Annotated in this window: 19 protein-coding genes and 1 pseudogene; 10 read left to right on the forward strand and 10 right to left on the reverse strand. The window is 41.7% G+C overall.

Features of this window, described 5'->3' with window-relative positions; translation table 11 throughout:
• Positions 1–70 precede the first annotated feature (70 nt).
• A pseudogene (locus AX663_RS10200) lies at positions 71–252 on the forward strand (transposase); the annotation flags it as partial.
• A 70-nt stretch (positions 253–322) separates the two neighbouring features.
• Here AX663_RS10200 and uvrA read toward each other — a convergent pair.
• A complete protein-coding gene (gene uvrA / locus AX663_RS00495) occupies positions 323–3,148 on the reverse strand; it encodes an excinuclease ABC subunit UvrA (RefSeq protein ID WP_060972416.1) in 2,826 nt (941 codons plus the stop codon).
• Between the two features lie 295 nt (positions 3,149–3,443).
• Here uvrA and AX663_RS00500 point away from each other — a divergent pair, with 295 nt between their 5' ends.
• The 3 genes from AX663_RS00500 to AX663_RS00510 all read left to right on the forward strand — a co-directional run bounded on the left by AX663_RS00500 (position 3,444) and on the right by AX663_RS00510 (position 6,126).
• The gene (locus AX663_RS00500) at positions 3,444–4,388 is read left to right on the forward strand and encodes a magnesium transporter CorA family protein (RefSeq protein ID WP_060972417.1); all 945 of its coding nucleotides are present in this window, start codon (positions 3,444–3,446) and stop codon (positions 4,386–4,388) included.
• A gap of 68 nt (positions 4,389–4,456) precedes the next feature.
• Entirely contained in the window at positions 4,457–5,128 is a 672-nt protein-coding gene (locus tag AX663_RS00505) for a DUF1129 domain-containing protein (RefSeq protein WP_002891841.1), read from the forward strand.
• Between the two features lie 116 nt (positions 5,129–5,244).
• The gene (locus tag AX663_RS00510) at positions 5,245–6,126 is read left to right on the forward strand and encodes a DUF4300 family protein (RefSeq protein WP_002891843.1); all 882 of its coding nucleotides are present in this window, start codon (positions 5,245–5,247) and stop codon (positions 6,124–6,126) included.
• A gap of 123 nt (positions 6,127–6,249) precedes the next feature.
• Here the strand turns inward: AX663_RS00510 and rpsR are convergent, their stop codons facing one another.
• From rpsR to rpsF, 3 genes are read right to left on the reverse strand one after another with little or no spacing between them, the layout of a single operon-like run.
• Positions 6,250–6,489 (reverse strand): 30S ribosomal protein S18, encoded by a 240-nt coding sequence (rpsR, locus tag AX663_RS00515; RefSeq protein ID WP_000068665.1) that lies wholly within the window; start codon positions 6,487–6,489, stop codon positions 6,250–6,252.
• 41 nt (positions 6,490–6,530) lie between these two features.
• The gene (locus AX663_RS00520; protein WP_002891844.1) at positions 6,531–7,049 is read right to left on the reverse strand and encodes a single-stranded DNA-binding protein; all 519 of its coding nucleotides are present in this window, start codon (positions 7,047–7,049) and stop codon (positions 6,531–6,533) included.
• 11 nt (positions 7,050–7,060) lie between these two features.
• Positions 7,061–7,351: a 30S ribosomal protein S6 gene (rpsF, locus tag AX663_RS00525; protein ID WP_003093185.1), complete on the reverse strand. Its 291-nt coding sequence runs from the start codon at positions 7,349–7,351 to the stop codon at positions 7,061–7,063.
• Between the two features lie 203 nt (positions 7,352–7,554).
• On the opposite strand from rpsF, the gene AX663_RS00530 reads away from it, so the two are divergent.
• Both AX663_RS00530 and mutY read left to right on the forward strand, forming a co-directional pair.
• Complete coding sequence (locus AX663_RS00530) at positions 7,555–8,508, forward strand: hypothetical protein (RefSeq protein WP_002891848.1); 954 nt, start codon at positions 7,555–7,557, stop codon at positions 8,506–8,508.
• 1,176 nt (positions 8,509–9,684) lie between these two features.
• Positions 9,685–10,836 (forward strand): A/G-specific adenine glycosylase, encoded by a 1,152-nt coding sequence (gene mutY / locus AX663_RS00540; protein WP_002891850.1) that lies wholly within the window; start codon positions 9,685–9,687, stop codon positions 10,834–10,836.
• Between the two features lie 21 nt (positions 10,837–10,857).
• Here mutY and AX663_RS10995 read toward each other — a convergent pair whose 3' ends face one another.
• The 4 genes from AX663_RS10995 to polA all read right to left on the reverse strand — a co-directional run bounded on the left by AX663_RS10995 (position 10,858) and on the right by polA (position 14,998).
• Positions 10,858–10,983 (reverse strand): hypothetical protein, encoded by a 126-nt coding sequence (locus AX663_RS10995; protein WP_002891852.1) that lies wholly within the window; start codon positions 10,981–10,983, stop codon positions 10,858–10,860.
• A 149-nt stretch (positions 10,984–11,132) separates the two neighbouring features.
• Positions 11,133–11,393: a hypothetical protein gene (locus AX663_RS00545; protein ID WP_002891854.1), complete on the reverse strand. Its 261-nt coding sequence runs from the start codon at positions 11,391–11,393 to the stop codon at positions 11,133–11,135.
• Between the two features lie 20 nt (positions 11,394–11,413).
• Positions 11,414–11,815, reverse strand: coding sequence for a DUF6608 family protein (locus AX663_RS11025; protein ID WP_002891858.1), 402 nt, complete (start codon positions 11,813–11,815; stop codon positions 11,414–11,416).
• A gap of 543 nt (positions 11,816–12,358) precedes the next feature.
• Positions 12,359–14,998: a DNA polymerase I gene (polA, locus tag AX663_RS00555; protein WP_060972418.1), complete on the reverse strand. Its 2,640-nt coding sequence runs from the start codon at positions 14,996–14,998 to the stop codon at positions 12,359–12,361.
• 232 nt (positions 14,999–15,230) lie between these two features.
• Here polA and AX663_RS00560 point away from each other — a divergent pair, with 232 nt between their 5' ends.
• Entirely contained in the window at positions 15,231–17,579 is a 2,349-nt protein-coding gene (locus tag AX663_RS00560; protein ID WP_060972419.1) for an endonuclease MutS2, read from the forward strand.
• 102 nt (positions 17,580–17,681) lie between these two features.
• Here the strand turns inward: AX663_RS00560 and AX663_RS00565 are convergent, their stop codons facing one another.
• Positions 17,682–18,224, reverse strand: a complete 543-nt coding sequence (locus AX663_RS00565) for a CvpA family protein (protein WP_060972420.1) — start codon at positions 18,222–18,224, stop codon at positions 17,682–17,684.
• A complete protein-coding gene (gene zapA, locus AX663_RS00570) occupies positions 18,221–18,535 on the reverse strand; it encodes a cell division protein ZapA (protein ID WP_004183554.1) in 315 nt (104 codons plus the stop codon). Before zapA ends, AX663_RS00565 begins: the two co-directional genes overlap by 4 nt.
• Positions 18,536–18,851: 316 nt before the next feature.
• Here zapA and rnhC point away from each other — a divergent pair, with 316 nt between their 5' ends.
• Genes rnhC through recD2 form a run of 3 tightly spaced genes read left to right on the forward strand, consistent with a single transcriptional unit; the run spans position 18,852 to position 22,949 of the window.
• Positions 18,852–19,742, forward strand: coding sequence for a ribonuclease HIII (gene rnhC, locus AX663_RS00575; RefSeq protein WP_060972421.1), 891 nt, complete (start codon positions 18,852–18,854; stop codon positions 19,740–19,742).
• Between the two features lie 18 nt (positions 19,743–19,760).
• Positions 19,761–20,384 carry a signal peptidase I gene (lepB, locus tag AX663_RS00580; protein WP_013991198.1) on the forward strand — a complete coding sequence of 208 codons (624 nt, stop codon included), beginning with the start codon at positions 19,761–19,763 and terminating at the stop codon, positions 20,382–20,384.
• Positions 20,385–20,444: 60 nt separating this feature from the next.
• Entirely contained in the window at positions 20,445–22,949 is a 2,505-nt protein-coding gene (gene recD2 / locus AX663_RS00585) for an SF1B family DNA helicase RecD2 (RefSeq protein ID WP_060972422.1), read from the forward strand.
• Positions 22,950–23,002: the final 53 nt, after the last annotated feature.

Consider the following 23,002-nt stretch of genomic DNA (forward strand, 5'->3'; position numbering starts at 1 on the left):
ATTCCTCCGAGAGCCATAGCTGCCATAGACGCATCATCACCTGTTTCAGGGAGTGTTGGTCCTTTAGGATAAACAATATTTCAAAAACGCACTAGAAACACATTACTCAAATGCAAAATTGGAGGGGACCAATAAGCTTATCAAAGATATTAAACGTCTGGGCTTCGGTTTTAGAAACTTTATTAACTTTAGGAAGCGTGTTTTCATCACTCTGAACATAAAAAAAGAGAAGACCTATCAGGTCCTCTCTAGATGTTAGCTTTTCGTCACCCACTACAGTTGACAAGGAGCCACAAAAAAAGACTCATAGAGCCTTCTTCTTTTATTTCAATTTTTCTTTCAAATATTGTCCCGTGTAGCTTTCTGGAACAGCTGCTACTTCCTCTGGAGTTCCTGTAGCTACGATGGTACCTCCACCGACACCGCCTTCAGGACCCAAATCGATGATGTGGTCTGCGGTCTTGATAACATCTAGATTGTGCTCAATCACGAGAACAGTGTTGCCATCATCCGCAAAACGCTGAAGCACCTTCAAAAGACGAGCAATGTCATCTGTATGGAGACCCGTCGTCGGTTCATCCAGAATGTAGAAAGACTTCCCAGTAGAGCGTTTGTGCAACTCACTAGCCAGTTTCATACGTTGAGCCTCACCACCTGATAGGGTTGTTGCTGGTTGTCCCAAAGTCACATACCCGAGCCCCACGTCCTTGATAGTCTGAACCTTACGAGCAATCTTAGGAATAGCCGCAAAAAAGTCAACTGCGTCATCAACTGTCATATCCAGAATTTCAGCAATATTCTTGCCCTTATAACGAACTTCTAAGGTCTCAGAATTATAGCGTGTGCCATGGCAAACCTCACAAGGGACATAGACGTCAGGCAAGAAATGCATCTCAATCTTGATAATACCATCACCAGAGCAGGCTTCACAACGGCCGCCCTTGACATTGAAAGAGAAACGTCCCTTCTTGTAACCGCGAATCTTGGCCTCATTGGTTTGGGCAAACAGATCACGAATATCGTCAAAGACGCCCGTATAAGTCGCTGGATTAGAACGAGGTGTACGCCCAATTGGACTTTGGTCAATATCAATCAAACGCTCGATATACTCGATTCCTGTCACTGATTTGTGTTTACCAGGTTTCTCACTATTTCGATTAAGCTCTTGGGCAATCTTTTTCTTGAGAATTCCGTTAACCAAAGTCGATTTTCCCGAACCAGAAACACCAGTGACTGCAATCAACTTTCCAAGTGGAAACTTGACAGATACATTCTTAAGGTTATTTTCACTAGCACCTTTAACCTCGATAAAACGACCATTACCTACACGACGTTCCTGAGGAACAGGAATTGATTTTGCACCTGACAGATATTGCCCGGTGATTGAATTCTTGTTCTTAGCAACTTCCTCTGGGGTTCCTGAGGCCATGATTTGACCACCAAAAGCACCAGCACCAGGTCCCACATCAATAAGCCAGTCAGCCTCACGCATGGTATCTTCATCATGCTCCACCACAATCAGGGTATTGCCCAAGTCACGCATCTTTTTAAGACTTGATATCAAGCGATCATTGTCACGCTGATGAAGCCCAATAGAAGGCTCATCCAAAACATATAGGACTCCAGAAAGGTTAGAGCCAATCTGTGTTGCCAAACGGATACGCTGACTCTCACCCCCAGAAAGGGTTCCAGCCATACGAGAGAGAGTCAAATAATTAAGACCTACATTATTTAGGAAAGTCAAGCGATCCTTGATTTCCTTAACAATTGGACGAGCGATCACTCCTTCATTCTCACCCAATTCAAGGCTATCGATTTCCTGAAGATGATCTGAAATAGACAAATCAGAGATTTGACCAATATTGAGGCCATTCTCACCACCAACACGAACCGAGAGTGCCGCTTCGTTAAGACGATAGCCATGACAAGTTGGACATGACAGCTCATTCATATAACCTCGCATGACATTGCGAGTGAAATCACTATTGGTCTCGTGGTAGCGACGATTAATATTAGTCACAACCCCTTCAAAAGGAATGTCAATATCACGCACCCCACCAAAATCATTAACATAATGGAAATGGAATTCACGATCCCCAGATCCGTAGAGGACCAAATCTTGTTCTTCTTTTTTCAGTTTTTCAAATGGCGTATCCATATCCACGCCAAACTGCTCCATAGCCTGCTCAAGCATGGCTGGATAGTAGTTGGACGAAATAGGGTTCCAAGGCGCCAGAGCACCTTCACGTAAGGTCTTACTAGCATCGGGGATAACCAAATCCATATCAACTTCTAGTTTATTACCTAAACCATCACAAGTCGGACAAGAGCCAAATGGCGCATTGAATGAAAAGAGACGAGGCTCCAACTCAGGCACTGTGAAGCCACAAACCGGACAAGAATAATGTTCTGAGTAAAGCAGCTCATTATCATCCATAGTATCCACAATCAAGTAGCCATCTGCTAAACGAAGGGCCGCCTCCACTGAATCAAAGAGACGACTACGGATACCCTCCTTATTTACCAAGCGGTCTACAACCACTTCGATATTATGCATCTTAGACTTGGACAACTCTGGCACTTCTGTGACATCGAAAATCTCACCATCTACACGAACACGAACATAACCGTCTTTCTGTACACGCTCAAAAACAGCCTTGTGTTGCCCTTTCCTACGACGAACAATTGGTGCCAAAATTTGCATACGTGTACGCTCTGGAAGGGCTAGAACCTCGTCAACAATCTGTTCCACAGAGGACGACTGAATGGCTCCATGACCATTAGGACAATAGGGGACACCCACACGCGCATAAAGGAGACGAAGATAGTCATTAATCTCCGTTGCTGTCCCTACAGTCGAACGAGGGTTTTTGCTTGTTGTTTTCTGATCAATGGAGATGGCAGGACTCAAACCATCAATCGAGTCCACATCAGGTTTCTCCATATTACCCAAAAACTGACGAGCATAAGCCGAGAGACTTTCAACATAACGACGTTGCCCCTCTGCATAGATGGTATCAAAGGCCAAGGAAGACTTCCCAGAACCTGACAAACCCGTAACCACTACCAGTTTATCACGTGGAATCTCCACATCAATATTTTTTAAATTGTGAGCTCTTGCTCCATGAATCACTAACTTATCTTGCATATTTTTAAGAGGCCCTAGCCCAAAAGCTACGGCCACTCCTTTCTACAGACGGATGGAAAATCCATCCCGACTTTCTCTCATATTATAACAAAATTTCAATTTATCAAGCCCAAAAATGTTTCAAATGTAGTATAATATTGGAGTGTCTAAAAAAGGCAAGGAACATCGTCCCAAGCCTCATTTGACATCACTAAAAAAAGCTAAGAGCGGTGTTTGTTTTACTTAAAAGTGATTGTAAAAATCCTTTTATAATCAAGACGCTAGCGCTTACCTAATGACAAAGGAGGGGTTCCCATTGAAACAAATGTTCTTATCCACCGGAAAAGAATTCAAAGAAATTGAAACATTCGAGCCTGGTGCTTGGATTCATTTGGTGAACCCTTCCCAAGAAGAAGCCATGAAGGTCGCAGAACGTTTTAACATTGATATTCAAGACCTCCGTGCCCCTCTGGACGTGGAAGAAACATCACGTATCGATGTCGAAGATGACTACACCCTGATTCTGGTCGACGTCCCAACCCAAGAAGAGCGTAATAACAAAAGCTACTACGTCACTATTCCATTGGGTATCATCGTTACCGATGAGGTGGTTGTTACAACCTGTCTCGAGGACATCAGCCTCATGGACAACTTCCTCAACCACCGTGTACGTAACTTCTACACCTTTATGAAGACCCGTTTTGTCTTTCAGATTCTCTATCGCAATGCTCAACTCTTCCTAACCGCCCTACGTTCTATCGACCGTCAGAGCGATAAATTGGAAGCTCAGTTGGAAAATGCGACTAAAAACGAGCACTTGATTGACATGATGGAATTGGAAAAATCCATTGTCTATCTAAAAGCCTCACTTAAGATGAATGAGCGAATTGTCAAAAAGCTAACAGGTAACGCCTCTAGCTTGAAGAAATATATCGAGGACGAGGATCTCTTGGAAGATACACTGGTCGAAACCCAACAGGCCATTGAGATGGCAGGTATCTATGAAAATGTCTTGAATGCCATGGCTGAAACCTCTGCTTCCATCATCGGCAACAATCAGAACACTATCATGAAGACACTCGCTCTCATGACTATGGCTCTGGACATCCCAACCGTTATCTTCTCCGCCTACGGCATGAACTTTAAAAATAATTCTATGCCTCTAAACGATTTAGATAATGCTTTTTGGGTTATCTTTTTCATCGCAGCCTTCGGGTCATCCTGCGTTGTTATCTACTTTATCAGGAAAAAATGGTTCTAACATAGAGCCTCTTCTTTTCCCTAAACTACAAAACTAAAAAATAATACTATTTATCGAAAGGTCATCTCATGGACATCCAAAAACTCACCAAGAAAAACCAAGAATTTATCCACATCGCAACCAACCAACTCATCAAAGATGGTAAGTCAGACCAAGAAATCAAAGATATCCTTGGCGATATTATTCCTGAACTTATCGAAAACCAGAAAAAAGGAATCACAGGACGTGGACTCCTTGGTGCTCCAACTGTTTGGGCAGCTAGTTTCTCTCCTGAAAAACACCAAAAACCTGAAACTGGTAAGCCTAGCAAAGAAGTGCCTGAAACAGATAAAACACCTTGGAAGATGTGGCTTGATACCTCACTCTTCCTTCTAGCCATCGTTGCTATCATGAACGCAATCTTTGGTTTCTCAGGTACACAAACCAGCTACGGCCTCACAACCCTGCTTTCAGTGTCATTCATTGGCGGTCTTGCTATGTATACCCCTTACCACTACATCTACCGTCACAATAACAAACCAAAGGAAGAACGTCCAAAATGGTGGTTCAGCATGACCATCATCACTCTCTCTTTTATTGCATGGTTTGCCCTCTTTAGTCTTACAGCCCTTCTTCCAAGCTACCTCAACCCTGGTCTTTCACCAATTGTGATCCTTATCATTGGTGTCATCGCTGGTGTTGCCAAATACTTCTTCAAACGTCACTACAACGTTCAAAGTACTTACGCACCTGCATCTTAATCAATCTCAACCTCAAGCACCCTTATGGGTGCTTTTTTACGTCAGAAATCTTGACACAGTTGGCTATTCTATACTAAAATGTTAAAGTTAATAGACAAAAGAAAGAATTCCAATAGATGCGTATCAAATTCCCTCTACTAATCATTGCTTGCTGCCTATTACTTATGGCATGCAGCCACAAGAATACTCAGAAAAACTATCAAGCTTACTATAGTTTCAACAACGTGACGACTCCCACTCAGGAAAAACAGCTAGCCAAAGCCTTAAAAAGCAAAGGCATACCGACCAAAGACTGGGACAATCTAGCCCCTTATATTACTCGTTACAATCAGGAAAATACAAACCTTCAGCCAGTTGTCAAAAAATGGACCAAAAGTAAAATCGGCAAGGACCAAAACCAATTCGTCACCTTCCTTAATGAAAAAACTTTTGAAGATAACAAATCACACTTTACTGATGACTTAAACTGCCGACGAACATCATTCCTGCTCCTTCATAACCTTATTACAAGCTCAGAGGACCTTATCAAATTAGACCTCCCCCTTCAAAACGAATTTATAGATCTTAAGTCACACCACAAAGAGTTAACTGCCAAGGATCAAGCTCTCTACAGTCTCCTTTTTGGTGATAATATCAGCTATCAGACTACAGACGATCTCCTTAAAGCTTGGAAAAAAGCTGGACTCAAGTTTCCAGAGAAGGTTAAACTCCTATCGGTCTTTCAAAATAGCCCTGGTGATGTCAGCAATTTCCACACGGCTATAGCTTATGAAAAAGACGGCAGTATCTATGTCTTTGAAAAACAGGACCCTACACTTCCTTACAGGTGGAGTCGCTTCAACAATTGGGCAGACATCAAAACACACTGGTTATCCAACCGCTTCAAGGTCTTCAAAGACAATATCGATATCCTCGTTAACGACCAAAAATTTGATGATTTCTTAGAAAACACACTCTATATACCACAAAACAACCAGCTAGCTCCTCAAGATAAATGAGAAGACCAGTTGGTTTTTCTTTTTCTCTAAAGTATAAAATAAAACTCAGCACACAAGCCTAAAAATAACAAAAAACTACAAAATCAAGGCAGAAAAAAATACCCTCAGTCGAGGGCATTATTTTTAGTCTTCGTTTACGTAAGGCATAAGTGCCATAACGCGAGCGCGTTTAATCGCTGTTGTTACTTTACGTTGGTTTTTAGCTGAAGTTCCTGTTACACGACGTGGAAGAATTTTACCACGTTCTGAAACGAAACGGCTAAGAAGCTCAGTATCTTTGTAATCAACATATTCGATTTTGTTAGCTGCGATGTAATCAACTTTTTTACGGCGTTTGAATCCGCCACGACGTTGTTGAGCCATGTTTATTTCTCCTTTATATATTTAATTCGTTTTGTCCATTCTTAGAATGGGAGATCGTCATCTGAAATATCCATTGGATTTGAATTACCAAATGGACTCTCATCACGACCGAAGTTTGGTGTAGATTGTGCAGGTTGTGATCCACCAAATGAACCACCAGTTGAAGCTCCACCACCGAATGAATTTGAATTATCAAATCCTCCAGCGTTGTAAGAACCACCACTGTGACCTTCACGTGCCGCACGGCTTTCCAACATTTGGAAATTATCAGCGACAACTTCAGTTACGTAAACACGTTGACCTTGTTGATTTTCATAGTTACGAGTCTGAATACGACCTGTAATTCCAATCAATGCGCCTTTCTTAGCCCAGTTAGCCAAATTTTCAGCTTGCTGGCGCCAGATAACACAGTTAATAAAGTCTGTTTCACGTTCACCATTAGCACCCTTGAAGTTACGGTTAACCGCAAGGCTAAATGTTGCAACAGCAACGTTGCTTGGTGTATAACGAAGTTCCGCATCACGGGTCATGCGACCAACGAGTACGACATTATTAATCATAATTTACCTTCTTACGCGTCAAGTTTAACGATCATGTGACGAAGAATGTCACCGTTGATTTTTGAAAGACGGTCGAACTCGTTAAGAGCTGCATCGTCGTTTGCTTCAACGTTAACAACGTGGTAAAGTCCTTCACGGAAATCTTGGATTTCGTATGCAAGACGACGTTTTTCCCAATCTTTTGATTCAACAACAGTTGCACCGTTGTCAGTCAAGATAGAATCGAAACGTGCTACCAAAGCGTTTTTAGCTTCTTCTTCAATGTTTGGACGAATGATATAAAGAATTTCGTATTTAGCCATTGATATTTTCCTCCTCTTTTGGTCTAATGACTCATGGTCTTTCGCCACGAGTAAGTGAGGTGCACTCACAAGATATAATTCTACCAAAGTTTGAAGGATAATGCAAGGGAAAAGTGAATAGATAGAAATTTGAATCGCTAAGAAAAAAATTAAGCCTTATGAGTCGTCTTTTCTCCGGCCAAACTTCATGCTAAAATAAGAGAATGCTTTATCATAAAAAGAAATTAGGAGAAAAACTAGGGCTTCCAACCTTTAACCACTACTATAATATTCCTATTACTTCACTAGAATATGATTTAAAAAACTTAGGTCCGAGTGACGTCTACATTATCACTTTCAAACAGGACAATAACCTCTTTGTTGTTGACATAACACATCAGCTTGGTCATACCAGTCATTTTGATACCGTCTCCCTCTTTGAACTAGACAAGCTCTTATCTGGTATCGCTGCTGTTCCTTTAGCCGCTGTCCAAAGCATACAAATCTTGTCCTTTCCAGACAAGTTACACTCTCTGAACCCTAGTCAACGTCTAAAAAATCTCGTTGCTCTTTACTACAAGGATGCAGAAATCATGCGTTACCTCAAGACGACTAAAAATACCGGTGATCAGGTGACAAGATATCAATTAGAGGCTGAACGACTAGAAAGACAAGGTGAGAGTTTTGACTTCTTCAAGTACGTCAGTCGTGGCAAAATACGAGAAGAAGACGGTCTAGCGGAAGTGTCTAGCAAGGACTACGACTTCATTCCTGATTTTCACCCCTTCTTAACCTCACCAAGAAGCCAGCAGGTTTTAAGCGTACCAGTAACCTACTTTGATGACAAAACGAAACAGACCGCCAAAATAGACATCATGGGGTGGTATATCAAGGACCAGCAACTTAAGATTCGTTGGAAACCCAAGTACATGCGCAAACGTCGATGGCGCTCATCACGTATCTCAGTTGATATCGTGACCGACAACTACTTCTTCCAAGGACAAATCTATAGAGACAGTAGTGCCCCCATATTTCTGAACAACCTAAACTTCGATAGTAAAATTCCTAAGAGTTTCCTACCGCATCTTAAAAATCAATACCAAATCTTTACGACTCTAGTAAAAGAACAAAAAAGGCTTGCTCTCCTACGGAAGGTTCGGTTGAACAAAAAGGACTAAGAGTCTCTCACTAAAATCCACTAATATTCAACATATCAAAAAGCTCATTCTTACACGCTAGAATGAGCTTTTAAGATTCTTCAATTGTCATTAGAACATCCTTTTGGAATTTCGTAAAAAATATTTTCATAAGGAGGAGTCATTGTGTGTCACCATTTTTATACCTAGCAATCATAGATTACCTCCATCAACTTACAAACAACTTTCAAGCATTGTAAATTTTCTATTACATCGGTATCACTCCCTAAGCTATTTTATGCAATAACTTGAAGTGTCTCCATTTTTATAACGTCCTAAATTCATCATCATAGTAATCGCCTCCGATTCTTATGATTTGAGACCTATCTCCCCATTGACCACTCAATGAGGTTTACTTGTCGCCGTTCTTATAACGACTTACATCAAACATCAACATAAGCGTCACCTCGGTACTTTGTTACAAGATTTAAGCATTTAACTTTTGTCGATAGATTACTCATTTGGCATTGGTATCACTCCTTAAGCTATTTTACGCAGCAACTTAAGTGTCTCCATTTTTATACCTACTAACATTTCTCATGAGCTTTACCTCACTTTTTGACGTTAATCTTGAGTTTAGCTTTCGATTTCTGGTGGTATCACTCCCTTGTAGCTATTTTATGCAACATTATTAATCGCCGTTTTTATACCTACTCATATTTTTCATGAACTCACCTCGTTCATCTTAAGAATATAGGATTTACGTTTCGTATGGCATGGGTATCACTCCTTAGGCTATTTTACGCAACAACCTATGTGTCTCCATTTTTATACCTACTAACATTTCTCATGAGCTTTACCTCACTTTTCTTAAGTTAACAGATTTGAGTTTGGCTTTCGACTTCTGGTGGTATCACTCCCTTGTAGCTATTTTATGCGACTGAATTAATCTCCGTTCTTGTAACGCCCTACTGTCATGTGGTTACGCTCCTCAGAGATGATTGGTAAAGTTATTTGTTTTGCCTACTGTTTTGTTTAGAGATTTTAGTCTCCATTTTTGTACCTTGAAATATTTACTCTCACCATGGCTCTTACCTCCTTGATGAATCCTTATCTTCTTTACACTTTTAGTATAATGTAAACGCTTACTTTTGTCAATCCTTTTGTCGGAAAAACGCATAATTTTTTGAAAAAAGATTTCTTTGCTACAATAGAGACATGTTAGATTTAAAAGAATACGGCATTGTCATGTGGGATGCTGAGAAAATCGCGTCTTTTCGTCGCACCCTCCTGGACTGGTACGATCGAGAGAAACGAGACCTCCCCTGGCGTAGGACTAGAAACCCATACTATATCTGGGTCAGTGAAATCATGCTACAACAAACCCAGGTTCAGACTGTTATTCCCTATTACGAGCGCTTTTTAGACTGGTTCCCAACAGTTAAATATTTGGCCGAAGCCCCAGAAGAGAAGCTTCTCAAAGCTTGGGAGGGGCTAGGTTACTATTCACGTGTCCGAAACATGCAAAAGGCTGCGCAACAAATCATGAATGACTTTGATGGCCAGTTTCCAGATACTTATGAAAACATTGCCAAACTCAAGGGCATCGGACCCTATACTGCTGGTGCTATTTCTAGCATCGCTTTTGGGCTCCCAGAACCTGCTGTTGATGGTAATGTTATGCGGGTTATGGCTCGTCTCTTTGAGGTTAACTACGATATCGGAGACGCCAAAAATCGTAAGATTTTCCAAGCGATTATGGACATTTTGATTGACCCTGACCGTCCAGGTGACTTTAACCAGGCGCTTATGGACCTTGGGACTGATATCGAATCAGCTAAAAATCCAAGACCCGACGAAAGCCCTATTCGCTTTTTCTGTGCAGCCTATCTCAATGGAACCTATGACAAATACCCCATCAAATTGCCTAAGAAAAAGCCTAAACCTATGCAAATTCAGGCTTTTATTATCAGAAATGTAAAGGGTGAATTTCTGCTCGAAAAAAATATCGAAGGACGTCTGCTAGGTGGTTTCTGGTCCTTCCCTATCGTGGAAACAGACTTTATTGGCCAACAACTCAGCCTTTTTGAAAAGGATGATAGTATTCTCGAGACAGTCTCTCAAAAGGCTATTTTTGAGGAAAATTATGCCCTCAAACCAGAGTGGACAAACAATAGCTTTACACCCGTAAAGCATACCTTCAGCCATCAAAAATGGACCATCGAAATGATGGAAGGCAACGTTAAGAACGATAAACCTACTTCCGATAAGGAGCTACGCTGGGTGGCTAGTCAAGACTTTGACCAGTTCCCAATGGCCACACCACAGAAGAAGATGATTAAAACTTATGAAGACAGTAAAAAAGGATAGCATTGAGTGCTACCCTTTTTCTTATACATCAAGTTTATCGTGCTTACGGCCTCGAAAAGCAAGGTATACTTTTGAAAGAACTACTCCCAAAAAGATATAAAACAATTCCAAATAAGTCACATTTTTTGACATCAAAAATTCAATCATAATACGACACTCCTTTTTATTAAGAACTCCTGTCGCTGTTCTCAGTTATGCTTCTATTATAGGTAAGATGACCAATAAAAAATAGTGACATAAATGTCACTATTGGAAAACAAAAAAGCCGAAACATTCAAGTTTCAGCTTTGGAGTTATTAGTCTACTTTGTAAAAGAAGTAACTGTCGTCTGTGGTGCCATAAAGTGACTGCCCACCCCAGATACGATCCTTACTTTTATCTGACTGATCATCAGCTTTCTCATTTGGTGATGACATTACAGAACCAGTCAAAGATACTCCTTGGGGTAAAAATGCTAATGTTCCACCACCAGGACCAACTTCTTTTGGCACAAGTTCTGCTTTAAAAAAGCCATCAGTAATTTTACCATATTCAATTGCTACCTTTGCCGTATACAATTCTATAAATTGGAATTAATTTACTTCATTGTCTCTTTCTTTTTTCTACATTTGTACACAATAAAATGGACTATACAAAATATAACGAACATAGACGTGAAATTTATCCAGACGTCCATATACGCGGACTGAGCTAAATTTTCTCTAAAGCTCGTAGACCATACATAAAAAAATGCAAGTAAAACTGTCGGTATGTACGAAACTACATATCTTAGAACCATAGGCTTTATAATCAGCTCTGTAACAAGAGCATATGCCACTACACCTATTAAAACTATGATTGCTCTGTCTATTTCGTGCCAGTTTCCGCTCGGATCCTCATATATTCCGTTATATAAATACAAAATGCTGTTTAGCACCGTTACAAATGTATATAAAACCGTATATGCGAAAATCAAATTCTTATATTTATCCTTTTTCATTGCACTACTACTCCAGAAATTCAAATTTGTTTATCTAATTATAAAATAAAGGTTAACGATTAATCAATTTAATTATATAACTAAAATTAGAAATGTTTATTCCAAATTTATTTGAGAGTTGTTCTAAGTTATTCCTTCCTTTCTAAGTTCATAGATTAGAACTTGTGACTTGCTCTTCGGATGAAAACCTCTGCTACCGGCCAAGGCTTAAAAAACCACCGATTCAGCACCACCTTTGCTAGCTAACCCGACTAGCAAGTCTCATTAGTATATTAACTACTGGTCGGGAACCCCTATCTAATATAACACTTTAGGGGAACTTTTTTGATACATCGTTAAAAACTTTTCGGAACCACTAGCATAGCTGGTGGTTTTCAATAGGCAAAAAAGCCGAACCTCAGTCCAGCTTTCATCTGTCTATTTCTACTTGTTCATAAAGTAGGTGATAATCACCAATACTGCTACAATACCTAGGATAACAGCCAGAAATCCTAGCATGTAACGCAAGAGAAAATAGGTAAATGGAAAATTTTCTTTCATGTTTTACTTTGCCTCATACCATGTACGGCCGTCATTCTCATCTGCAATGAGTGGGACAGCGAGTTCGACTGCAGCTTCCATGGTTTCTTTAACCAAGGCTTTCATCGCTACAAGTTCATCGTTTGGCACCTCAAGGACGATTTCATCGTGCACTTGGAGGAGCATCTTAGTTTTATAGCCACCTTCTACCAAAGCCTTGTCTAAGTTAATCATAGCAATCTTGAGGATATCAGCGGCACTTCCTTGGATAGGTGAGTTGATAGCTGTACGCTCTGCGAAGTTGCGAACATTAAAGTTACGAGAATTGATATCTGGCAACTCACGACGACGGTGGAAGAGAGTTTCTACGTAGCCCTTATCCTTAGCTTCACGAACCACATTATCCATATAGGCCTTGATGCCAGGATAACGCTCAAAGTAGGTGTCGATATACTCCTTAGCCTTTTTACGGCTAATGCCAAGGTTGTTAGAAAGGCCGAAGTCAGAAATGCCATAAACGATACCGAAGTTAACAGCCTTGGCGTTACGACGGTCGTTAGGTGTGACATCCTCTGGCTTTTCAATACCAAAGACACGCATGGCTGTAGAGGTATGGATATCTGCCCCCTCTTTAAAGGCTGCAATCAAATGCTCATCTCCCGAAATATGGGCAAGCACGCGCAACTCAATCTGTGAATAATCTGAGCTTAAAAGCACTGCGTCCTCAGTCGATGGGACAAAGGCCTTACGGATGAGACGGCCTTGCTCCAAGCGAACAGGGATATTTTGCAAGTTTGGATCCACTGATGAGAGGCGACCTGTCTGTGTTAAATCTTGAACGTAACGGGTATGGATCTTGCCATCCTCAAGAATATAGTCCTGAAGCCCCAAGACATAGGTAGACTGAAGCTTGGTGATTTGGCGGTACTCCAAAATCTTGGCTACGATTGGAGCAATTGGTGCCAAACGTTCAAGGACATCAACAGCTGTCGAGTAACCAGTCTTAGTTTTCTTAGTGTATTCCAAAGGTAGTCCCATCTTTTCGAAGAGGATGACACCCAACTGTTTTGGCGAGTTGATATTAAACTCTTCGCCCGCCATTTCATAGATTTCTTGGGTCAATTTATCGATGACTACTTGGTTTTCCACTGCCATCTCGTTAAGGGTTTGTCCCTTAACCTTAATACCAGCGATTTCCATCTTAGCTAGCACATTTGCCAGTGGTAACTCCATATCAAAGAGAAGCTCTGATTGGCCGTGTTCAGCCAATTTTTCAAGCATGACAGGTTTAGCTACCTGAAGGACCTTGACTTTTTTAGCTAGGTGGTTGAGTAAGACCTCTTTTTCAGGAACGGCACGTTTAGCCCCCTTACCATAGACCACTTCATCTGTTTCAAGCGGCAAGTCTGTATAGAGACGGGCAATGGTTGACAATTCATTGTCCTCAACGGTTGAGAGGAGATACTTGGCCAGACGTGCATCAAAATTAGCCGTAGGCAAGTCAATACCTAGATGACTCAAAAGGACCTTACTGCGCTTGAAATCGTAGATATTAACAGCTTTAGAAAGAGCTGCTTGGAAGGCTTCTGATTTGAGGAGGTCAGTATCTGTAGACGCATAAATCTGCTTATCATTACCCCATGCAAAACCGATGATAGGCTCAGTGTGATAATTGTCACCAAGGATTTCAAAATAGAAGAAATCGTCAGGGCTGAAGTGGTCCGCTGTTACTTGGCTAGGCTCTTCATAGGCCACATCAAAATCTTTTGGCACAGCCTCGCCACCAAGGGCATTTTTAAACTGAACAAAGCCCATCTCGTCATAAAAGGCTGCCAATTTTTCAAGGTCAGGCCCTGTAAACGCCGTGTCATCAAGACCAATTTCAATAGGTGACTGGGTATCAATAGTCGCCAGGGTCTTAGAAAGAAAGGCTTGTTCCTTGTCGTTGATGAGATTTTCCTTCATCTTAGACTTCTTCATCTCATCGATGTGGTCATAGATACCTTCAAGGGAACCGTGTTCCAAGAGGAGCTTGAGACCTGTCTTTTCACCAATCTTAGTCACTCCTGGAATATTATCAGACTTATCACCCATAAGGGCTTTAAGGTCAATGAATTGCGTTGGGGTAATCCCCATTTTCTCCATGAGATAGTCAGGTGTGAAGGACTCAAACTCGGCTACACCTTTCTTCGAAATCTCAACGACTGTGTTTTCGTCAGTCAGCTGAATCAAGTCTTTATCCCCAGAAACAACTGTGATTTGGTAGTCCTCACTGGTATTTTCAGCCATCTTAGCTAAGGTACCGATAATGTCATCTGCTTCGTACTGAGCCAAGTCATAATAGGCGATGCCACGTGCAGCCAACATCTCACGGATATAAGGGAACTGCTCACGGAATTCCTCTGGAGTCTTGGCACGACCAGCCTTATAGTCCGCAAACATCTCTGTACGGAAAGTTGTTTTACCCGCATCAAAGGCTACCAAAACATGGGTCGGTTGGATACGCTCAAGCAGGTTGTCCAACATGAGGTGGAAACCGTAGATAGCATTGGTATGAAGTCCGTTATTGTTACGAAAACGGTCAATTTGATTATAAAGTGCGAAAAAGGCACGAAAGGCAACGGATGAACCGTCGATTAGGAGTAATTTTTTCTGATTAGTCATAGGTTTATTATAGCATAGATGGGAGCATTGGTTTTAATTGAAAATCTCTTATTTTAGGGAGACTCTTTTGTAAAATAGTCGTTCAAAAATAAAAAACTTCAAGGAAAATTGTTCAGAGATAAACTGTAAAAATAGCCAGTCAACATCTGATGACAAAAGCCCGCTTATAAAACTATCTCAAGCATTTCCCACCTCCACCCCCCCTATAGTCAAATGTGTTATAATAGGAGCTATGAACACAAAGATTTTAGACCAATTAGAATTTAACAAGGTCAAGGACCAGTTCACAGAATACCTGCAGACTGAACAGGCTCAGGCGGAGTTGCGTGACTTGGTACCTATGACCAATCCAGAAAGAATTCAAAATCAATTTACAGAAATCCAAGAAATGGCAGAGATTTTCGTAGAGCACCATGGCTTTGCCATTGGTAGCTTGCGAGATATTTCTGAGCCCTTGCGTCGCTTGGAACTAGATGCTGACCTCAACATCCAGGAGCTCATTGCTATCAAGAAGGTGCTGCAAGCTTCTGCTGACCTTGGTCGCTTTTACGCTGACCTTGAAAATGTAGAGCTCATCGCCCTTAAACGTCTTTTCGAAAAGATTGAAGCCTTCCCAAGTCTACAAGGCAGTCTTCAGAGCATCAATGACGGTGGTTTTATTGAGCATTTTGCTAGCCCAGAGTTGCAAAATATTCGTCGTCAACTTAAATCTTGTGATGATGCCATTCGCCAGACCTTGCAAGACATTCTCAAGAAATCTGGCCACATGTTGGCTGAAAGTTTGATTGCTAGTCGTAACGGTCGTTCGGTGCTTCCTGTCAAAAATACCTACCGTAACCGTATTGCTGGGGTTGTGCATGACATCTCAAGCTCTGGAAACACAGTATATATCGAGCCACGTGCCGTTATCCAGCTCAACGAAGAAATTACACAATTACGTGCAGACGAACGCCACGAGATGGCTCGTATACTGCATGAACTGTCTGATCAACTGCGTCCACAGGCTGCTGCAATTGCCAACAACGCTTGGATTTTGGGCCACATGGACTTCATTCGAGGAAAATACCTTTATCTCCATGATAAAAAAGCGGTTATTCCAAAGATTAGTGACAATCAAACACTACAACTACTTAACGTTCGTCACCCTCTTTTGGTCAATCCTGTAGCTAACGATTTGCACTTTGATGAGGACCTTACGGCCATTGTCATCACAGGTCCCAATACTGGTGGTAAGACCGTCATGCTTAAAACGCTAGGACTAGCACAACTAATGGCTCAATCTGGTCTGCCAATTTTGGCTGATAAGGGTAGCCGTGTCGCCATTTTCCAAGAGATTTTTGCGGATATCGGAGATGAACAGTCTATCGAACAGAGTTTGTCAACATTCTCTAGTCACATGACCCACATTGTTGAGATTCTGAATGCTGCCGACAGTAACAGTCTGGTCTTGGTCGATGAGCTTGGGGCTGGTACCGACCCTCAGGAAGGAGCTAGTCTAGCCATGGCAATCTTAGAGCACCTCCGTTTAAGTCAGATTAAGACCATGGCTACCACTCACTATCCTGAGCTTAAGGCCTATGGGATTGAGACGCAACATGTGGAAAATGCCAGCATGGAGTTTGACACAGCGACTTTAAGCCCTACCTATCGTTTTATGCAAGGGGTTCCTGGTCGTTCTAATGCCTTTGAAATTGCTCTACGCCTCGGTTTGAATGAGATTATTGTCAAGGAGGCAGAAAACCTCACGGATACTGATAGTGATGTCAACCGTATCATCGAGCAACTTGAGGCCCAAACTGTGGAAACACAAAAACGTCTGGAACACATCAAGGACGTGGAGCAAGAGAACCTTAAATTCAACCGTGCGGTCAAGAAACTCTATAACGAATTCTCCCATGAATACGACAAGGAACTCGAAAAGGCTCAAAAAGAAATTCAAGAGATGGTTGATACCGCTTTGGCTGAGAGCGATAGTATTCTCAAAAATCTCCACGATAAGAGTCAACTCAAACCTCATGAAGTTATCGACGCCAAAGGAAAACTCAAGAAACTTGCCCCACAAGTGGACCTCTCTAAGAATAAGGTCCTTCGTAAGGCTAAGAAAGAAAAGGCTGCGCGTGCCCCTCGTGTCGGAGATGATATCATCGTTACCGCCTATGGGCAACGTGGTACCCTTACCAGTCAAGCCAAAAATGGTAACTGGGAAGCTCAGGTCGGTCTCATCAAGATGACACTAAAGGCGGATGAATTCACTCTGGTTCGTGCCCAAGCTGAAGCCCAACAACCTAAGAAGAAACAGATTAACGTGGTTAAAAAAGCCAAGAAGACATCTGGCGGTCCTCGTGCCCGTCTAGACCTTCGTGGGAAACGTTACGAAGAAGCTATGCAAGAGCTTGATGCCTTTATTGACCAAGCCCTACTTAATAACATGAGTCAGGTGGACATCATCCACGGTATTGGTACAGGTGTCATCCGTGATGCTGTTACCAAATATCTCCGCCGTCATCGCCATGTTAAAAGTTTTGAATATGCCCCACAAAGTGCTGGTGGTTCCGGATGTACCATTGCAACCTTAGGGTAAAAATAGATAAGAAAGACTGAGACCTTGTGTTCAGTCTTTTTTCATATGTTACCAAAACAAAGAACAAAAAAGCCTCCCTTAATCAAGGAAGACTTCTATTTTCTATATCACACTTGTCCACAAGTGCTGGATAATCTGACTAACTGGAAAATTCCAATTAATCAAAAGGCGCAAAACCCAGCTAGATGACAAGACCGTTTGAAGGTTATTCATGGGAACAGTCGCAAGAATATTCCCCAACATAGTCAAAGGCACAAGACTCACTAAGGAGGCCAAGACACCACCTACCACTTGGTAACGTCTCTGATCAAGTCGCTCAATTCTCACAAAATGGAAGAAAATCCCAAGAAAGCGCAAACCATAATAAGCCACACAGTAAATGGCAAAATAGGCAACACCTGCATAATAGACACGGTCAAGTGAGAAGATGTTCTGATCTTTAAAGAAAGCTATACTAGCATCTTTGGTTGGATTGGTATAAGGTACCCAAAGATTGATAGCCTCTCCTAGCGACCGGTAAAAGTAGGCCGCTACACACATGGCAATAATGACTGAAACCACGTAATAAGCTTGCATAAAGAGGCCTCGACGGTAGCCAATGTAGAAATTCCAAGCCACGATAGCTAAGACAAGGAGTCCAATCATGCGTCATCCTCATCGTCATTTGTAGCTGTCGCCTTGACCTTAAGTTGTTCAAGTTGCTTAGCTCTCAACGTTTCCAACTCTTTTTCCATATCTTCAACTTGGATTTCACGTTCCAACTGAGTCGACAAAGAATTGATAGCCATTAGGATAGCAATCGTTTCATTGTCAGCATTTTTCATCTGCTCTTTGATAATTTTATATTTCTCATGGGCAACACGCTCAACCTCTTCCATGAATAGGTTATCCTTATCAGTTGTTAGCGTGAGATTCTTCTCTCCAAAATGAAATTTGTAACGGTTCTTATTTGCCATTTGCTTGTTAACTGCCAATCAATGGTGGTCACGGATTCGCCACCGCAGCTTCTCCTTATTTTATTGCTTTTATATCGCCATTTTTTAGCAAGATTCAGACACTTACTCTGAGGCGTGTTCGACACTTAAATGCCAACCTTTTTCTTCTAATTGTGGAAAAAAGAGCAGGGTTAGGCATTCTCTTTCTAATCATTATATCCTAAATTTTAACTTTCGTAAATTTTAGACTTTGCACTTCTCTAGAAAAATAATTTTCAGGGATTCCGAGTCTGTAAAATATCTACCAATTCTCCTTTTTTGTGCTAAAATAGATTTCATGGGCACAATCGTATTAAAAATGACAGCAGAGCAGATTTCGACACTCCAGAAGGACCTAGCAAGCTATGCGACTGCTACTAAAAATCCTTATGCAAGTTTTTCAGCCAAGGTCGATGGAATAAGTGTCATCGCCTATACTTCAGGAAAGGTAACTTTCCAAGGTGCTAAGCCAGAAATCCTAGCTAGCCGTTTTGGATACCAAGCTGAACCTGAGCATTCACCTGATGGGCAAAACCTAGCCCTAATTGGATCAGACGAAGTCGGAAATGGCTCCTATTTTGGTGGTCTAGCTGTTGTAGCTAGTCTAGTTACCCCAGCTGACCATGCCTTTTTGAAATCTCTAGGAGTTGATGATTCTAAAAATCTTAACGATATCAAGATTCGTCAGATCGCACCTATTTTGAAGGAGAAAATTCCTCACAAGGCACTCCTTCTTTCGCCTAGAAAATACAATGAAGTGGTTGGAGACGGTAAGAGTCATAATGCTGTGTCCGTTAAAGTAGCCCTCCATAATCAGGCTATCTTCCTATTGTTACAATCAGGTGCTAAACCAGATAAGATTGTCATTGATGCCTTCACCAGTGAGAAAAATTATCAAAAATACCTCAAGAATGAACGCAATCGCTTTGACTTTCCTATTACTTTAGAAGAAAAGGCTGAGGGGAAATACTTAGCTGTCGCGGTGAGCTCTATCATCGCTCGCAATCTCTTCCTGGAAAATTTGGACAAACTCAGCCAAGAGGTTGGCTACACCCTTCCTTCAGGTGCTGGTGCTAAGTCTGACCAGATCGCAGCCAAGCTTCTTCAAGCCTACGGAGATCAGGCTCTCCAAGCTACTGCTAAATATCATTTCGCCAATACTAAAAAAGCCTACCAACGCTTAAAATAACCCTGAAAGGCCTTAACTATGAAAAACAAATGGACCCAATACTTTCTCATTTTCCTTCGTGAATGGGGACTCTTTATCCTCTTTATCACATTCTTCCTCTTGACTCGCCTCTTCCTCTGGCTTCCTGTTCAGGTTGACGGCCACTCAATGGATCCAACTCTCGCCAATAACCAGCGTGTTATTGTTTTGAAACACACGTCCATTGAACGCTTTGATATTGTCGTTGCCAAGGAGGTTGAAAATGGTAAGACGAAACAAATCGTAAAACGTGTCATTGGGATGCCAGGTGATACCATTACCTATCAAAACGATAAACTTACTGTCAACGGTAAAGAAGTCAAGGAAGAATACCTCAAAGAATTCCAGGCTGCCTTTGCCAAAGATAAGCTACAAAAAGAGTATGCATACCGCGATTACTTCCAACAACTGGCTAAAGAATCTAAGGCCTTCACTGTCAACGCGGACAAAAACACTACTTTCTCTGTTACTGTTCCTGAAGGCAAATATTTCCTACTTGGAGATAACCGTATCGTTTCAAAAGATAGCCGCGAAGTTGGTTACTTTGACAAGAGTGCTCTTGTAGGGGAAGTCAAATTCCGCTTCTGGCCACTTAATAAAATTGGTACCGTTGAAGACAACTAAAACCACTAAATAAGATAAGGTTGGGGAAACCCAGCCTTATTATGTATCTAGGAAAAACACATGCAAGAATTTTATTTTTCAGGAACTATCGAACGCGTCATTTTCGAAAACACTAGTAATTTTTTTCGTATCTTACTCTTAGAGATTGACGAAACGGACAGTGATTTTGAAGACTACGAAATCATTGTCACAGGAACTATGGGGGATGTCATGGAGGGTGAAGACTATACCTTCTGGGGCCAACTAACCAATCACCCTAAATATGGGGAACAGCTACAAATGACCCGCTACGAGCGTTCAAAACCTTCTGCCAGCGGTCTTATCAAATATTTTGCCAGCGACAATTTCAAAGGAATCGGTAAGAAAACGGCCGAGCGTATTGTCGAAATTTACGGAGAAGACCCTATTGACAAGATTCTCGAGGATCCTAGCGAGTTAGAGCAGATTCCCAACCTATCCAAGGTCAATCGAGAAGCCTTTGTTGCTAAGTTAAAAATCAATTATGGAGCCGAGCAAATCCTGTCCAAACTTTCTAGCTATGGCCTCACACCAAAGGCCGCCTCACAAATTTTCAACCAATATAAGGAAGAGTCACTAAATCTTATTGAGGAACACCCTTATCTATTAGTAGAGGAGATTCAAGGAATCGGTTTTAAAATGGCCGACCAACTAGCTGAACGTCTTGGAATTGCTAGTGATGCCCCTGAGCGTTTACGAGCAGCCTTGATTCATTGTCTACTAGAAGCCAGTATGGAAGAAGGCGATACCTACATAGAAGCCAAAGCCTTGCTTGAACGGACCATCATTCTTTTGGAAGGTGCTCGTCCGATTGAACTTGACCCCGCCTTGGTCGCTAACCAATTAACCAATCTTATCCAAGAGGATAAGGTGCAAAATGTAGAGACTAAAATCTTTGATAATACCCTATATTTTGCGGAACAGGGCATCTATACCCACCTAACTCGTATCATGAAGGACCAACCTGACGTCAGCTCTGAAGACAAAATCTTAGACAGCCTTGAAGGGGTGGAAGAGGAGCTTGGTATTACTTATGATAAGGTTCAAAAAGATGCCATTATCAAAGCCCTACAAAGTAAGGTCTTCATCCTGACAGGTGGTCCCGGAACAGGGAAAACCACTGTTATTAACGGCATTATTAAAACCTATGCTGACCTTCATGGCCTAGATCTCAAAAAGTCTGATTTACCTATTATTTTAGCAGCACCAACGGGACGGGCTGCTCGTCGGATGAACGAACTCACCCAACTCCCTAGCGCCACTATTCATAGACATTTAGGCCTCAATAGCGAGGACGATTTTAAGACCTTAGAGGACTATCTCGATTGCGATTTGATTATCATCGATGAGTTCTCTATGGTTGATACTTGGTTGGCCAATCAACTCTTTGAAAGTATCTCTGATTCAACCCAAGTTATCATTGTGGGTGACCAAGACCAACTACCTTCCGTAGGCCCTGGCCAAGTCTTGGCTGACCTTTTGCAGATTGATAACTTGCCTAAGGTTTCCCTAACCAAAATTTTCAGACAATCCGAGGATTCCACTATCGTTACCCTAGCTAGCCAGATGCGCCAAGGCCAACTACCCGCTGATTTCACAGAGAAAAAGGCTGACCGCTCTTACTTTGAGGCCAAGGCCAACCATATTCCACAGATGGTTCCTAAAATCGTCTCTGCTGCGATAAAGAGTGGGATTGCAGCTCAGGATGTTCAGATTCTAGCCCCCATGTACCGAGGACAGGCTGGTATTAACAATCTCAATACCATTATGCAAGACCTACTTAATCCCCAAGAAAAGGCCAATCAGTTCGCCTTTAATGATATCTTCTTCCGCAAGAACGACAAGATTCTCCATCTGGTCAACGATACAGAACTCAATGTCTTCAATGGCGACATCGGAGTCATTACTGATCTCATTCCTGGTAAATATACTGAAAGCAAACAGGACGAAATTTACATGTCCTTCGACGGCAATGAGGTTATCTATCCTCGTAACGAATGGAATAAGATTACTCTGGCCTATGCTATGTCAATCCACAAATCCCAAGGGAGTGAGTTCCCAGTCGTTATCCTTCCCATCACACGCCAAAGTGGGCGTATGCTACAACGTAATCTCATTTACACCGCAATCACACGCGCCAAGAGTAAACTAGTCATGCTAGGGGAAATCGCAGCCTTCGATTATGCTGTTCACAACGAGGGGGCTAAACGAAATACTTATCTCATCCAACGTTTTGAACAAACTTATACACAAGCTGTTGATAAGTCTGTCGAGAAGATTGTTACAAACGAGGCAACAGACGCATCCAATCAAACCAAAAAGGAAAACAACGGATCCTCAGAACCCCTTGAAAACAAAGATATTTCGGGAAATATAAATCCATCTCCAACTCTTATTAACACTTATTCACAGCCTGTGGATAAGTCTGTTAACAAACCTGTGCAAACCGAAGAAAACTATCGTTTAACGGAAGATAATTGGTCAACTATAGATCCAATGATTGGTCTCAGTGAAGACGATATTGCTGCCTTTTTTAACAATAGATAAATTGTAAAATATAGTGCAACAAAAAAACTCATAGCGTTTCATTGGTGTAAACT

The organism is Streptococcus sp. CCH8-H5 (assembly GCF_001556505.1).
GTDB lineage: Bacteria > Bacillota > Bacilli > Lactobacillales > Streptococcaceae > Streptococcus.